15 protein-coding genes are annotated in these 14,668 nt (G+C 66.4%); 4 read left to right on the forward strand and 11 right to left on the reverse strand.

Going from position 1 to position 14,668, the window contains the following annotated elements; all coding sequences use genetic code 11:
* The first annotated feature begins 50 nt into the window (after positions 1-50).
* On the forward strand, positions 51-842 hold the full coding sequence (locus BP26_RS0116200) for an MHYT domain-containing protein (RefSeq protein ID WP_051749061.1): 792 nt from the start codon (positions 51-53) through the stop codon (positions 840-842).
* 27 nt (positions 843-869) lie between these two features.
* Here BP26_RS0116200 and BP26_RS27725 read toward each other — a convergent pair whose 3' ends face one another.
* The 8 genes from BP26_RS27725 to BP26_RS0116240 form a co-directional block, all read right to left on the reverse strand.
* A complete protein-coding gene (locus BP26_RS27725; RefSeq protein WP_157572566.1) occupies positions 870-1,529 on the reverse strand; it encodes a TonB family protein in 660 nt (219 codons plus the stop codon).
* Positions 1,530-1,871: 342 nt separating this feature from the next.
* Entirely contained in the window at positions 1,872-2,768 is an 897-nt protein-coding gene (locus BP26_RS0116210) for an FAD:protein FMN transferase (RefSeq protein ID WP_211254946.1), read from the reverse strand.
* Positions 2,765-4,057, reverse strand: a complete 1,293-nt coding sequence (locus BP26_RS0116215) for a DUF3570 domain-containing protein (protein ID WP_036517143.1) — start codon at positions 4,055-4,057, stop codon at positions 2,765-2,767. The genes BP26_RS0116210 and BP26_RS0116215 overlap by 4 nt, the downstream gene beginning before the upstream one ends.
* A complete protein-coding gene (locus tag BP26_RS0116220) occupies positions 4,048-4,266 on the reverse strand; it encodes a DUF4266 domain-containing protein (protein ID WP_029921621.1) in 219 nt (72 codons plus the stop codon). The genes BP26_RS0116215 and BP26_RS0116220 overlap by 10 nt, the downstream gene beginning before the upstream one ends.
* A complete protein-coding gene (locus BP26_RS0116225) occupies positions 4,263-4,727 on the reverse strand; it encodes a TlpA family protein disulfide reductase (RefSeq protein WP_051749062.1) in 465 nt (154 codons plus the stop codon). The genes BP26_RS0116220 and BP26_RS0116225 overlap by 4 nt, the downstream gene beginning before the upstream one ends.
* A gap of 183 nt (positions 4,728-4,910) precedes the next feature.
* Positions 4,911-5,393: a protein tyrosine phosphatase family protein gene (locus BP26_RS0116230; protein ID WP_029921623.1), complete on the reverse strand. Its 483-nt coding sequence runs from the start codon at positions 5,391-5,393 to the stop codon at positions 4,911-4,913.
* 282 nt (positions 5,394-5,675) lie between these two features.
* Entirely contained in the window at positions 5,676-6,179 is a 504-nt protein-coding gene (locus BP26_RS27730) for a hypothetical protein (protein WP_051749063.1), read from the reverse strand.
* A 5-nt stretch (positions 6,180-6,184) separates the two neighbouring features.
* The gene (locus tag BP26_RS0116240; protein ID WP_084183153.1) at positions 6,185-7,165 is read right to left on the reverse strand and encodes a porin family protein; all 981 of its coding nucleotides are present in this window, start codon (positions 7,163-7,165) and stop codon (positions 6,185-6,187) included.
* Between the two features lie 101 nt (positions 7,166-7,266).
* Between BP26_RS0116240 and BP26_RS0116245 the strand changes: the two genes are divergently transcribed.
* Both BP26_RS0116245 and BP26_RS0116250 read left to right on the forward strand, forming a co-directional pair.
* On the forward strand, positions 7,267-9,027 hold the full coding sequence (locus BP26_RS0116245; RefSeq protein WP_029921626.1) for a sensor histidine kinase: 1,761 nt from the start codon (positions 7,267-7,269) through the stop codon (positions 9,025-9,027).
* Complete coding sequence (locus tag BP26_RS0116250; RefSeq protein ID WP_029921627.1) at positions 9,024-10,418, forward strand: sigma-54-dependent transcriptional regulator; 1,395 nt, start codon at positions 9,024-9,026, stop codon at positions 10,416-10,418. The genes BP26_RS0116245 and BP26_RS0116250 overlap by 4 nt, the downstream gene beginning before the upstream one ends.
* Before the next feature lie 139 nt (positions 10,419-10,557).
* On the opposite strand, the gene BP26_RS0116255 is transcribed toward BP26_RS0116250, so the two are convergent.
* From BP26_RS0116255 to BP26_RS0116265, 3 genes are all read right to left on the reverse strand, one after another.
* Positions 10,558-11,187 (reverse strand): TetR/AcrR family transcriptional regulator, encoded by a 630-nt coding sequence (locus BP26_RS0116255; RefSeq protein WP_029921628.1) that lies wholly within the window; start codon positions 11,185-11,187, stop codon positions 10,558-10,560.
* Positions 11,188-11,372: 185 nt separating this feature from the next.
* Positions 11,373-12,758: an MFS transporter gene (locus BP26_RS0116260; protein ID WP_051749066.1), complete on the reverse strand. Its 1,386-nt coding sequence runs from the start codon at positions 12,756-12,758 to the stop codon at positions 11,373-11,375.
* Between the two features lie 140 nt (positions 12,759-12,898).
* Complete coding sequence (locus BP26_RS0116265) at positions 12,899-13,813, reverse strand: LysR substrate-binding domain-containing protein (RefSeq protein ID WP_029921630.1); 915 nt, start codon at positions 13,811-13,813, stop codon at positions 12,899-12,901.
* 98 nt (positions 13,814-13,911) lie between these two features.
* Here BP26_RS0116265 and BP26_RS0116270 point away from each other — a divergent pair, with 98 nt between their 5' ends.
* On the forward strand, positions 13,912-14,535 hold the full coding sequence (locus BP26_RS0116270) for a lipocalin family protein (RefSeq protein ID WP_084183155.1): 624 nt from the start codon (positions 13,912-13,914) through the stop codon (positions 14,533-14,535).
* The last annotated feature ends 133 nt before the right edge of the window (positions 14,536-14,668 follow it).

Here is a 14,668-nt window from a genome sequence, read left to right on the forward strand (position 1 = left end):
CACCGCAGGCTGGCGCGGTGTCGGCGGCAACACGGACGTGGAGACGGAACATGGACGGCACTTACGATCTGACGCTGGTATTCGAGTCCTGCTGGGTGGCGGCGCTGGCGGCTTACGCCGCCTTCGACCTCGGCGGACGCATCGCACTGTTCGACGTGGCGGCGGAGCGCTTCTGGCTGGCGATCGGCGCGCTGGTCGTCGGCAGCGGACTATGGAGTATGCATTTCATCGGCATGAGGGCCCTGGCCGTGCCGGCGCCGATGAACTTCGACCTGGAATTGAGTCTGCTGTCCTGGGCCGCGGCGGTGCTGGTCTCGCTGCTCGCGCTGTACCTCATCAGCCGCGAGGAACTCGGCACGGCCGGCATCGCCGGCGGCGGCGCGGTGATGGGCGTGGGCCTGTGCGTGATGCACTACAGCGGCGTGTTCGCGCTGCGGTTGACGCCGGCGGTGCGCTACGACTCCGAGCTGTTTTCCGCTTCGATGTTCATCGCGATCCTGGTGTCCATAACAATGCTGCTCACCGGCCAGTCGCTGCGAGACCTGCCGTTGCGACGCATGCTTCCGGGCAGATTGTTCGGCGCGTTGTTGTTGGGTGCCGCGCTCTGCGGCATGCACTACGTCGGCATGGCCGCCGCCGAGTTCCCCGCCGGGGTATCGAGTGCGCCAGACAACACGCTCCGGGGCAACTGGATCGGCTTGCCGCTGGCCGGGTTCGTCGCCTGTATGACGGTGGCCGTGCTGCTCCTGTCGATGCTCGATGCGCTCGAGCTGAAAGTGCGGCGCCGTGTGGCGAAGGAGCGATTCGAGGCGCGGTTCCGCGGCCGGCTGGCGCGGGGATGACACGGCCGCGGAATCGGGCTGTGCCACTCACCCCATGAAGCGGATCGGCTGATCGATGACGAAGTCCCCGATCGCGGAAACGTAAGTGCTCGGCGGTTCGGGAAACCGGTGGATGCGCAGCACCACCGCTTCCGCTTCTTCGTCCAGGGCCGGGTCGCCGCTGCTCTGCACCACGCCCGCGCCGAGCACGGTGCCGTCGCGGCCGATGCGGATGTGGACCACCGCGATGCCGTGCTTGTGCGTCTGCGCCGGATAGTTGAGGTGGACGCGGATCATCCGGCTGACTTCGGTCAGATAGGCGATGGGCAACGGCGCATCCAGTTGTGCGCTGGCCGCGGCTGGCGGCGGGGCGGTGCTGCTTGCCGCGATTGCCGTGGGCGCGGGGTCGGGTGCCGGAGCAGGAGGCGCAGGTGCTGCGGCGATGGTTTCCGCCGGCGGGGCGGGCGCAGGTTGCGGGGGCGGTGCCGGCGGGGTTTGCCAGGTGGCGGCAGGCGGTGCGGCCTTGGCCACGGCCTGACGCGGGCGAGGCTTGGCGGGTGTGAGCTTCGGTGCTTCGGCGCTCGGCGCCGGCACGGCCGGCAACAGGGATTGCAGGGCGATCACGGTCACGGCCTTTTTCGGCAGCGGGGCGCCCTGATGCTGCGTCACCACGCGAATCAGCAGCAATGCCACGGCGGCGTGCAACACCAAAGATACCAATACCGCAGCGCTGCGTGGTTCCCGCTTTCGGGTCTTCGACTCCGCTTCCCGCCGCGGCGGGAATGTTGTGAGGTGAATGGCGTTGATGACGACCTCCTCCGACCGTAAAAAGAGTCCACGACGCCGGCCGGGATGCCGGCGGCGTGGACAGCAGTGTCATGAGGATCGGGCGTCATCGGCCGATCTGGGGTAATACACAGCAAACGTTGTGCCAATCCGGCGCTTTGGTCGGGCGGCGGGCTGGGATGACCAGCTGCGGGGATTGACGTTATTGGGGGCTGTGGAAAGCCGTAGGGAGCCCGCCGGGCGTACAGGTGAAAGCGGCGGCATTCACCAGATGACTTTCGCGTCCGCCTCGAACTCTTCGAGAAAGTCTCCGGCGCGCGGCCCCTGCAGCATGGCCAGTGTGGACAGCACGCCGGCTTCGGTGCAGATGGTTGCGGCCACGGTCACCACGCGCGGGCCGCCCGCAACCGGCCATCCGGTGCGCGGATCGAGGATATGCGAATAGCGCACGCCGTCCTTGAGCAGGAAGCGGTGCGCATCGCCGCTGGTGGCGACGCCGCCGCGCATCAGCCGGATCACCGGCGTGGCGACACCGGGAATCCGGCTGTCGATGCCGACCAGCCAGGGCTGACCGTCGCGCCGTGGCGCGCTGCTGGCCAGGTCGCCGCCGCAGTTCACCAGGATCGGGTGTTCGCTGTCCTGTGATGCCAGGCCGCAGGCGCGGTCGACCGCGTATTCCTTGCCGATGCCGCCGAAGTCGATCTGCATGCCGGGCTTCATCCGCAGCAGCGGCGGCTGCCAGCTCAGCTTGTCCCAACCCACCAGGGGCAGCAGTGCCGCGACGGCGGCTGGATCGGGAATCCGGTCGGAGCCGTCGAAGCACCATGCGCGGCGCAACACCCCGGAGGTGACGTCGAACTGCCCGTCGCTGAGCTGGTACAGGTGCTGGGCGTAGTCGAGGAAGCGCGCCGTCTCCTCGTCGACGGTTATGGCCTTGCCTTGCGCCGTGTTGATCCGGTCGACGATATTGCCCGGAAGGTAGCGGCTCCAGTGACGCTCGATCCGCCACACTTCCTCGGCGACACGCCCGGTCAGTGCGCGCAGCGTCGCTTCGTCCGCGCCGTCCGCCAGCACCTCGCAGGGCGAGGCCATCGCCTCGAAGTGCCCGCTCAGGGTGCCGGTGGGGCTGTGTTCAATCCGGATGTCATGACTTCGCTTCACCAATTGAAACGATAGCCGAAACTGATATTGAACGCCGACAGGTCGGGCGCGAGGTTGAACTGCGACAGCGCCGCCGCGGCCTGCTGCGGCACGCCGGTGGTCCTGCCGAACTGCTTGTAATACTCGGCGCGCACGCTCAGCTCATGGCCGTTGGCCAGCACCTGGGAATACCCGAGGCCGCCGGTCCAGGCGTTGAAGGCGCCGAGGCGTGGGTCGGCGCTGGCGTAGTCGACGGTCGCATCCTGGCCGCTGAACAGGGCTGCGTGGTAGAAATCCGCCGCGCCCTGGTTGTAGAAGCGCACGCTGGGTTCGATCGCCTTGTGTTCGGCGAAATTCCAGCGATAGCCCAGGTTCACGGTATGGGCGTGAATGCCCCAGCTGTCGGTGTAGTAGCGATAGGACAGGTCGACCACGTCGCGGTTGAATACGAAGCGCTTGTACTGCACGAAGAATGCGTTGCGGGTGCGGCTGCCGGGGCGTTTCTCGTAGACGTAGTACTGCGGCGCGGCATTGCTGTCGACCACGGACAGGATCTTGTACGGATCGGTCTCGTAGCCATTGGACAGGCTCAGCGAATAGTTGAACTGCAACAAGCCGCTCGGCCCGAGCACCTGGGTCACGCCCAGCAGGATGTCCTTGACGTTCTTGGACTTGCTCGAGCCGCCGGTCTTCTCGGCGTTGACCATCATGGTCAGCGGCACCGGGGCGTGGCCTACCGGATCGACCTGGTCGTACTCGAAGGCGCCGCCGGCGCTGAGCGTGGTGTTCTTCTGGTTGAGATCGAGCGTGTAGTGACCGTTGGCGCCCACCGAGGTGAAGTCGTATTCCTTGGAGCCGCTGAGTCCCGCGCTGAACTTGCCGTTGGTGCCGAGCGGAAACAGGTAGCCGAGGTCGCCGGCAAAGCGCGTGTCCTCGAAGGTATTGTCCAGCGGCGTGGCGCCGGGGGCGGTGGTGTAGGTCTTGCCGCGCCCGGAAGGAGAGGAGAAGGTTTGCGGCGTCGCGGCGGGTGCCGCGCCATTCGGCGTGGCGCCGCTGAGGCTGTCGACGACGAAGCCGGCTGTCAGGGTGCGGTCGTTGCCCAGGTCATAAGCGGCATTGACCGTCGGCTCGATCACCTGCACCCGGCCGCCATTTTCCTTGTAGAACAGCAGGCCGCTGTCGAAGGTCCACTGGTGTGCGGTGTCTTCCGCCGCCGCCGGCGTTTCGGCGGTCATGCCCAGCAGACCCAGGGTGGCGACCGCCAGGCTGAGGCGGCGGCGGCTTGGATCCTTCCCCTCGGTCAGTTGCATCCGCAACCTCCGCCGCCGAAGCCGCGACCGCCGCTGGCCGCTTCCTTGCTGAAATAGATGTGATCGTCGAACCCGGCCTGGATCGGATGCGCGTCGAGCTGCATGTCGGCCCGTGCCAGGGTGCCGCGCTGCCAGGGTTTCACCTCCATGCTGCTGCAGGCCGAGGCGCTCAATGCGAGCAGCAGGATGGACAGCTGTTGAAGTCTCATGGGGGGCTCCCGGTGGTGCTGCCTGATGAATCAAGTGCCTTGCGGATGGCTGCTTCGTATTCGCCGGAGCGGGCGTCGTGGAAGCCGCTGTGCTGGTGGATGACGCGACCGGATGCGTCCAGGATCACGCTGCTGGGCATGCCGTCGATGTGGTAACGCTCAGCCAGCGCGCCTGCCGGATCGTAGACCACGTTGAATTGCGCCGGATGGTGGCCGAGAAAGGCCTTGGCGGCATTCGTGTCGGTGTCCAGGTCGACGGCGACGATGGCCAGGCGGTCGCCGTAGCGGGCCTGCATCCGGTTCAGCCAGGGGAAGGATTCGGCGCAGGGGCCGCACCAGGATGCCCAGAAATCGACATAAACGATCTTGCCCGCATAGGCCTTCAGCGGCGCCGCGAGGGTGTCTTCCGCGGCGTGCGCCGAAGTGCCGGCCAGCACGGCCAGCAACAGGGCGCCGCTCAACGCATGTCGCAACGGGGATCGATGGTTTTTACTTCGCACTGCTTCTACGCGCCGATTCGGAACGCTCATGTTGTTGCGTGGACCTGTCTTGAAGCGGATGGCTGAACAGCGCGGTCGCGCCGGGTGAGCGGCGAGGACCGTCGCGGAGGAAGTGGCGTTGCGGCCGCCTGCAACATGCGGCGTTCAGAGGCCTGCCAGTATGCAGCGCACCTCCGCTTCGAGCGTTTGCAGGCCGGCGGCGCGGCCGGTGGCCAGCGAGGTCTCGACCGAGCAGCGATCGATGAAGTGTGCCTTCAGCGCCAGCAAGGCGCCGGCACGGTTGCCGTTGGCGCAATGCACCAGTGCGGCTCCGCCAGCGGTCCTGTGCAGGGCTTGGGCAAGCTGGCGGGCATTGGCGCGGTTCAGATCGGCGGGACCGGTGATCGGGATATTCAGGTATTCCATTCCCAGCGATTCGGCGAGCCGGCGCTCGTCGTAGTCGCGGGGTTCCGAAGGCGCGCACAGGTCGATGACGGCGCGGACTCCGCCGCATTGTGCCTGGCGCAGGTGCTGCGGCCGCGGCCGTCCGCCGCTATAGATGCGCCCGCCCGGGAAACGGACATTGGGAAGATCCACCCATGCAGCGGCCACCGGCCCGGGTGGGGTGACACTGCCTTCTGCAGCCATCTCGCACTTCCTTTTTCAAATCGACTTCCAAACCGACTCGATGCGGGCGGCGCTGTTGAAGCGATGCGCCCGAGGTCCCGTAAGCATGCAGGGCGCAACCTCCGTGCCGTCGCTGCCGCGGGAGCGGGCATGAGTGCCAAGGGATTGTTTTGGCGGGAAGTTCGGTTGTGGGAGGGGTTCGGCGGCTGTGTTTGCCGCGGTCTTGCAGCGAGGCGCCGTGCAGTTTCCGTATACGAAAAATGCCGGCTGTACGCATTTTGCGCATTGCCGCATGCGCGGCGATCAGCGGGCCGGCTGCTCGCGTTTGCAGGCTGCCGGTGAGAACTTTTCCGATGCCGGCCCACCGGTATCGATCGTCAGGGCGATCGTCACGCGGCTGTCGACACTGCACAGCGGCACGTAGCCGATGGCGCCGGGTGTCATCGATACGAAGCGCAGCACCGCTTCGATCGATTGAAGGACCGTGGGGGGCAACACGCCGTGGAAGTACAGCTCATTCCAATAGGCATCGAGCTGATCGGGAGGCATGCCCAGCACCGCTTGCGAGAAGCGTTGGCGCCGGGGATCGTCGGCCGGCAGGTTGATCGGCTCGATATGCTGCCCGTCCGGCCAGTACTGTTTCTTGCGGCGGTAGATCTCGGCCAACGCGGGCCGCCCTTCGATGCGATGGCGGGAGCCTTCCGCAACGACCACGGCCATGGGTTCGTCCGCGCCCCGGGCCGGCGTAGGCCCCAGGACATGCAGTCCGGCGATGGCCAGCAGAAGGACGCCGCGGGTGAGTTTCATGGGCGCTAGAACAGCACCGCCACCGAGAGCTGGAAGCCTTCTTGCGCGTCGATCCGGTTATCGACCGCCTTGCTGTATTCCGATTTGAGGATCAGGGCGCGGTTCCATCGGTAATCCAGGCCGGCCAGCCAGAGGTTGACGCCCGGTTGTGCGCCGGACTCGCGGAAGTACTCATAGCGACCGACCGCGTACAGCTTGCCGCCCAGCGGGGCGACGCCCTGGATGAAGCCGCCTTTCTCGGCCGAATTGTCGCCTTCGCTGGAGAAGCGCCAACCCAGTTCGGTCGAAACCTCGTATCCGCCCCGCGACCAGGTGGCATCCACGCCGACCAGGTTCTTGCGCTCGCCGCGTTCGTTGATCTGTTCGAAGTTGGCGAAGGAGATCCCCACCTGCAGGTAATCCTGGACCGGATAGGACAGGTGCGCGCCGTAGGCCTTGTTGAAGGTGTCCAGCCGGTGATTCGGGCGCAGCTCCTTGCCGATCGAACCGTACAGCGAATAATCCAGGCCGGCGCCGACCGAAGTCAGCGTGCCGTAGGCCATCGCACCGGTGGCGTTGGTCGGGAAGGGTTCGAAGGTGATCAGCGGGCGCGACGTGGTCCAGACCAGGGGTGCCGCATGGATCAGGTTCCAGCGGCCCACGGGAGTCAGGAATTTCCCTACGCGAAAGTTGAGCGCGTCGGACTGGGTCCAGTCGGCGTACAGGCGTTCCAGGGCCAGGTAGGCTCCGTCCGACGACGTGCGCCGCTGCTGTACCGTCAGGGAATTTTCCAGCTCGGTTTCCGAAAACAGCTTCAATCGTTCCAGGGGCTGCCACCAGAGGAACAGGCTGAGACTGTTGACGTCCAGCGTCCACGGCCGGCCTTGCACCTTGTCCAGCGAGCTCGCGGCATAGCCGCCAAGGGTCAGGTCGGTGTCGGGCACCTGCCAGCCGTGGCCGAGCTGGTAGCCTGTATCATCGGCCGCCGCTTGATGCGCCGACAGCATCAGCAGTCCGGCCGCCGCGACGGCCGCACCGTGCCGCGCAGCGGATGGGCGCCGCGGCGTCCGCACTATCCGGTCGATCCGATTTCTGTTCATATATTCGCGTGACGATACGAAGAACCCTGCTGGGCGCTTTTCTGCTGGTCGGCATGACCCCCAGCGTTATTCTGACTTATCTGTCCTATGTGCAGACGAGGGATGCCCTGCGCCATGAGGTCGAGACCAGCCTGGAGGCGCAGGCGGCGAGCGTGTCGGTCGATATCGACCACCTCCTGTTCGAGCGCCTGCAGAACGCCCTGGGCTGGAATCGCCTGGATGTGATGCAGGACATCCGCATCAACGATGTCGACAAGCGGCTGTCGCAATTCCTCGCCGAAGTGAAAGCCTCATATGGCGATATCTACCGCGAGCTTTACTGCGTCGATGCGAACGGCCGCATCGTCGCCAGCAGTGCGCCGCAACTGATCGGCGGCATGGCTCCGCCGGTGCAGCCCTGGCTCGATGTCACCCTGTCGAACGGCTCGGTGGCGCTGGATGCGCTGCAACTCGACGCCTCCGGCGTTCACCGCGTGCTGCCGCTGCGGATCGGTATCATCTCCGCTACCGACGGCGCCGGGATGGGCGAGCTGGTGCTGTTGTTCGACTGGCGCCAGATCGACCGCATCCTCGACGGCATTTCGCGCAGCGGCCGCATGGCCGTGCTGCTCGACGGGACGCAGCGCGCCATCGACTCTTCGGAGGAACTGCGGCGGCAGGATGCCCTGAGCGAGGCTATCCCGCAGCGCTGGGATCTGCCGGCCGGCCAATCCGGTGCCATCACCCGTGAATATCCGCAGTTGAAAGGCCCCGCCATCCTCGGCTTCAGCCGCTCGCAGGACTCCGCGCGCTTCCCCGGATTGCGCTGGACGACCGTGGTGCTGCAGCCGAGCGCCACGGCCCTGGCGGTGGTGCAGCGCATGCGCTTCACCTTCAGCGCGCTGTTGCTGGCCACCTTGCTGCTTACCGCGATTTTCGCCGGTTTCGTCGCCCGGCAGATTGCGCAACCCATCGCGCGGCTGACCGAATTCACCCGGCGTTTTTCCCGTGAGCAGAAGTTGCCGCCGGTTCCGGAGGGCCAGCGGGGCGAGGTCGGCGAGCTGACCGAGGCCTTCGTCAAGACCGTGCGCGAACTGGACCGTTCAAGGCAGGATTTCCTGCGGGCATCCCGATTGGCGGTGGCGGGCGAGATCGCCGCGGTAATGGCGCACGAGGTGCGCACGCCGCTGGGCATCCTGCGCTCCTCGGCGCAGGTCCTGCGGGAGGAACCCCACATCAGCGCCGAGGGCCGCGAACTGGTCGGCTTCATCGACAGCGAGACCGAGCGCATCAACCGCCTGGTCACCAGCGTGCTCGACAGTGCCAAGCCCCATCCGCCGGTGCTGGGGCGGCATGACCTGGGCCTCATCGTCCATCGCTGTATCCTCATGCTGGGACCGCAGGCGGAGAAGCGCGGGGTCTCGCTCGAGGAAGGCGGCGGGGGCGGGCTGCAGATCGATTGCGACGAGGAGCAGATGACCCAGGTGGTTCTCAATCTGTTGCTCAACGCGGTACAGATCCTGCCGTCCGGCGGGCGGGTGCGGGTGGAGTGCAGCGATCGGGGCGAGAACGTGCATATTCAGGTCGAGGACGACGGTCCCGGCATTTCCCCGGTGGAACGCGCCAACATCTTCGAACCCTTCATCAGCAAGCGTCCCGGCGGTCTCGGCCTGGGGCTCGCGGTGGTCAAGCAGATCGTGCTGGCGCATCACGGCGATATCGAGATCGGTGAGAGCCGCTGGGGCGGCGCCCTGTTTTCAATTCATCTACCCCGCAACGTGAAGCCATGAGCGCCATACGACAGAAAATCCTGATCGTCGACGACGAGGAGAAAATGCGGCGTGTGCTGGAGATCATGCTGCAGCGCATGGGCCATCAGGTCGGCTCCGCGGAAAACGGCGAGGACGCCCTGCAAAAGCTGGAAGACGCCTCCTACGACCTGGTGATCAGCGATCTGCGCATGCCGGGTATCGACGGTGCCGAGCTGCTCGGGCGCCTGCGCGAAGCCGGCAACGACGTGCCGTTCATCATCGTCACCGCCCACGGCAGCATCGAGAGCGCCGTTGCGGCCATGAAGAACGGCGCCAACGACTATCTCCTGCGCCCGTTCGACATAGAGACCCTGAAACTCGCCCTGGACCGTGTCTTCGCCACGCGGCGGATGCGGCAGCAGAACGATTTCCTGCGCGCCGAACTGGATCGGGGCTGGGGTGGCCTGATCGGCACCAGCCAGGTCATGCGCGAGGTCTACGAGAAGGTGCGGCTGGTGGCGCCCAACAAGACGGCCGTGCTGGTCACCGGCGAAACCGGCACCGGCAAGGAGCTGATCGCCCGCGCCATTCACCAGGCCTCGCCGCGCAACGAGCGCCTGTTCGTGGCGGTGAACTGCGCCGCGATTCCCGCCGAGATGATCGAGAGTGAGCTGTTCGGGTACGAGAAAGGCGCCTTCACCGGGGCGCACAAGGATCGCATCGGCCGTTTCGAACTGGCCAGCGGGGGGACGCTGTTCCTCGACGAGCTGACCGAGATGCCCATCGCCCTGCAATCCAAGCTGTTGCGGGTGCTGCAGGATCAGGTGATCGAACGCCTGGGCAGCAGCCATTCGATTCCGCTGGATCTGCGCGTGGTGGTCGCCACCAACCGCGACCCGCGCCGGGCGATCGCGGAAGGCCGGCTGCGCGAAGACCTCTATTACCGGATCAACGTTTTTTCCATCGAGCTCCCACCCCTGCGGCAGCGCCGCAGCGATATCGCTCCGCTCGCGCGCCATTTTGTCGACGAGTTCGTCCGCAGCGGGCTGGATCCCGGCGGCATCACGCCGGATGCTCTCGCCGCGCTCGAGCGTTACGACTGGCCGGGCAATGTCCGCGAACTGAGAAACGTGATCGAGCGCGCCGCGGTTCTTTGCCATGGCGCCATGATCGGCATAGGGCATCTGCCGGCGGAATGGACGCCCGGACCGGACTCCGCCCCGGGTTCCGCCCTTGAGTCCGCAGCGGATGCGGTCGACGTGACGGTGCGCGATCTCGATCTCAACCGGGCGGTCGACGCCGTGGAATCGCGACTGATCGCCGAGGCGCTGCGGCGGGCTGGGGGAAACAAGACGCGGGCAGCCACACTGCTGAATATCAGTGTGCGTTCGCTCTGGCACAAGCTCGGCAAATACGGCCTCGGGGATTGATTGCGAAAGCGCGGTCCGGCCGGTACTGCTGTTGCCGGAGTGGCCTTGTAGAAACGCCGCGGCCCGGTTGCGAGCCGGGGGATCCGCCAGCGCATTCTTCCTGATGCGCTGGCGGTCCTTCGCTACCCGATCGGGTGGGCTACTTCTTCTTGCCCGTCAGGGTGCCGCCGAGGAATACGCCGACGGCGTCATCCACCAGCTTGCCGATCTCGCGCGTGCTCGGCGGCGGGGCGCCGGCGATGAGCTGGCGCAGCAGCTGCTCGCCGCTGAGCATGTCGAGGAACAGCCCGGCGAGGCGGCGCGGAGCGACGGTGCGCATCCTGCCGGCCTTCTGCAGCTTGAGGAAATAGGCGGAGATGAAGTCGCGGGCGCTTTCCGGCCCGGCCTTGAACCAGCGCTTGCCGACGCTGGGGAAGCGGGTCGATTCGGAAATGACGATGCGATGCTGCCGCACCGAACGCTGCGAGAACTGGGCGCCGAGGAAGGCGCGGCCGATCTGTCGCAGGGCCGTTTCCGGATCCAGGCCGTCGAGGTCCATGTCGGCGAAGGAATGGACGATCTGCTGGCACAGCGCCTCCACCACCGCCGCGAACAATTCGGCTTTGCCCCCGAAGTGTTTGTAGACGTTGGTCTTGGTGCCGCCGGCCTTGGCCACGATGGAATCCACGCTGACGGCGTCATAGCCCTTGGCGAGGAACAGGTCGGTTGCGATTTTCAGGATTTCGGCGCGCTTGGCGTCCGAGCGGTTTTGTCTTGTAGTCGATGCCATGTTGTTTTAGCCCTTTCGTTATGCACTTGTATGGTGATATGTCAGGTATCACCACTGCTTTTTCAGCAATCATACCTATACGTGCAGCCGGCGCGGTACGCTACGCCGCATATGCGGTGGTTCGCCGTTGCCGTACGGTGTTGTACTGTATTGAAGGTTGCTTGCGGAACCCTTTCCGCAACGGCTCATACGGTTGTTCGACGCGGATGGATGCCCAGCCACGCCAGTACGGCGGCGAGCAGCAGCAGGACGCCGGAAGCCAGGGCGGCATGTCCCAGACCGGTGACGATGTGCTCCGCGCCGCCCCCCACCAATGCACCAAAAACAGCTACGCCGATGGCTCCGCCGGCCTGTCGTGCCGCATTGAGTACTGCCGAAGCGGTACCGGACCAGTGGCGTTCCACGCTGGCCAGGATCGCGGTGGTCATGGCCGGTACTGCAAGCCCCATGCCCGCCGGGATGAGCAGGAAGGCCGGCAGCATCGTCCACCAGGAACTGTGTGCGTCCAGCCGCAGCAGCAACAGGTAGCCGATGGCGCCGACGCAGGCGCCGAAGATCATCGGCGGCCGCGAGCCCAAACGTTCCACCACCCGCCCGGCGAGGACATTGGAAAAGAAGAAGCCGCCGGTCAGCGGCAGGTAGGCGAGGCCTGCCTGGAGGGCGCTGTAGCCATGCGCCTGTTGCAAGTACAGGGTCAGCGCGAACAGCATGCCGTAGTAGCTGAAGTTGAGCAGCACGCCGAATACCACGGCGGCGCTGAAATTGGGCATGCCGAAGAAGCGCAGCGGCAGCATCGGCGCGGCGGTGCGGGCCTCGTTCCAGATGAAGCCGGCGCCGGTCAGCAGTGTCGTCAAGAGGCCGCCCCACACCAGCGGATGCCCCAGGCCACGCGAACGGTACTCGATCACCGCCGCGGTGAGTCCGGTCAGGGCCAGGATCACCAGCACCTGCCCCAACGGGTCGAGGCCGCGCTTGCCCGGGCTGGCCGGGGCTGGCTGCACGTAGTGCTGGGTCAGCCACATGCCCAGCGCGCACAGTGGCAGGTTGACCAGGAAGATGCTGCGCCAGCCCAGGCTGGCCATCAGCAGGCTGCCGATCACCGGGCCGGCGGCGATGGAGATGGCGCCGGAGGCGGTCCACAAGCCCACGGCGCGGGCGCGCAGGCCGGACTCGTGCGCCGTGGCGTGGTTGAGCAGGGCCAGCGAGTTGGGCACCAGCAGCGCGGCGCCCAGGCCCTGCACCGCGCGCGCGGCGATCAGGGTGGCGGCATCCGGTGCCAGGCCGCAGGCGGCGGAGGCGAGGGCGAAGACCAGGAAGCCGAGCTGGTAGGCCCGGCGCGAGCCGAAGCGGTCGCCGAGCACGCCGGCGGAGAGCAGCAGCACGGCGAAGGCCAGGGTGTAGGCGTCGACGATCCATTGCAGCGTATCCACGCCGCTGTGCAGTTCCTCGCCGATGCGCGGCAGGGCCACGTTGACGATGGTGACGTCGAGCTGCACCACCACGAAGCTGAAGCTGGTGGCGGTGACGATCCAGGCGAGCAGGGGGGAGAAGACACCGGGTTTGTCGTTCATGCGCTCATGTTGATCGCGAGGCGGCAAGGATGATTCGCCGTGGGGCGAAGCGTCGCGGATTTTACCGGGGGTTTACGTTTGTGCCCCGGCATGCGGGGCCGGTTGCAGCCGAAGCAAGGGGAGTTGTGGCCCGGGTAGTGCTAGCCGACCACGCGATGCTTCTTCATCTCCGTCCGCACCAGCTTCATGAAGCCTTCCAGCGCCGGCGAAGGGCTGCGCTCGGGGTAGGCCAGGGCCATGCCGATGGACAGTTCGGCGCCTTCCTGCAAGGGGCGGAACACCACGCCGGTGCGGCGGGTGTTCTGCAGGGACGCGGGAATCAGGGCGAAGCCGCGGCCGGCGGCGATGAGGCCGAGCAGGATGTGGTGGTCCGGCGGCTGCGGTGCGTTGACCGGCTCGTAGCCGGCGTGTTCGAAATGGGCTTCCCAACGGTCGAACAGCAGCGGGTTCCACTGCCGCTCGAAACGGAACATGCGTTCGCCGCGCAGATCCGCCAGCGCGACGTGGCGCTTGCGCGCGGCTTTGCTGGCGGCGGGCAGGGCGGCCACCACCGGTTCCTCGCGCAGCACTTCCAGGGTGACGCCCTCGGCGCGGATCGGCCAGCCGACGAAGGCGGCGTCCATGGCGCCGTTGCGGATGTCGCGGATCAGGCTGTTGGAATGCCGCGACTTCACGCTCAGGCGCCAGCCCGGGAAGCGGTTGCGGAAGCCGTCGAAGACGTCGGGGATGGCGCTGCGGTCGAAGGCCGGGGTGTAGCCGAGCACGAAGTGGCCGCCGGCGCAGCCGCCCGCCGATTGGGCGGCCTTGATCGCTTTTTCCGCCTGGTCCAGGGTCTTGCGTGCGGCAGGCAGGAAGGCGGCGCCGGCGGGGGTGAGCTGGGTGCCGCTCTTGCCGCGGTCCAGCAGTTCCACCCCGAGCTCTTCCTCCAGTTGCCGGATCTGCCGGCTCAGCGGCGGTTGCGAGATATGCAGACGCTCTGCGGCGCCGCGGAAACTGTACTCTTCGGCCACCGCGACGAAATAGCGCAGATGACGCAGGTCGATATGGACTGTCATACCGAAAAGGTATCACGAAAAAGGTATTGGCTGGGCTCCTGGGGCGGGAGTATCGTGCGCGACTTCCTCTCACGGACTCCGGTCCAAGGCGACCATCAATGGACCAGTTGGTTCAGTCCAGAATCAGCGGTATGCGGCGCTTGTTGCGCGGCGGCATCGCGGTGTCGCTGGTCGCCGTGCTTGCGGCCTGCGCCAGCGGTTCGCCCCGCCCGGATGCAGGCAAGCCGCTGACGGTGGCGCAGAACGTCGATGTGCAGAAGTTCGGCGGCCAGTGGTACCTGATCGCACACGTGCCCTATGCGGAGGAGCGCGACGAGATGGACGCCTCCATCGACCTGCAGCCGCGCCTCGATGGCGGCTTCGACGAGGTGTACCACTATTTCGACGGTGGCCGCATGCAGAGCCTGGCCCTGCCGCGCAGCCGTTACACCGCGGTGGCCGGCAGCAACAATGCCAAGTGGGTCAGCCGCTCGCGCGCCCTCGAAAGCCATATGGACCTGGGTGTGCTGTATGTGGACCCGGACTATCGCTACGCCGTGGTCGGCGAGAGCAAGCGCGAGCGCGGCTGGATCTATTCGCGCGACCCGGTGATTGATCCGGCTACCTACCAGGTCCTGGTGGCGCGGCTCAACCAGCAGGGTTACGACGTGGCGCAGCTGCATCGTTTGACGCATTCGCAGGTCACCGTGGGCGAGGCACAGCCGGCTTCAGTGGTGCGCTGAGTGCGAGCGGCGATTTGATGAAGGATTCGATTTAAGGATTTCACGGTTCCGCAATGGGCTTCCGGCCGCAATGGTCGGGGCCGACGCCAGTCCCCCCTAGCCCCCTGGCGTCGCGGGAGAGAAGGCCGCTTCG

This window comes from Nevskia soli DSM 19509 (assembly GCF_000711955.1).
GTDB classification, from domain to species: Bacteria; Pseudomonadota; Gammaproteobacteria; order Nevskiales; family Nevskiaceae; genus Nevskia; species Nevskia soli.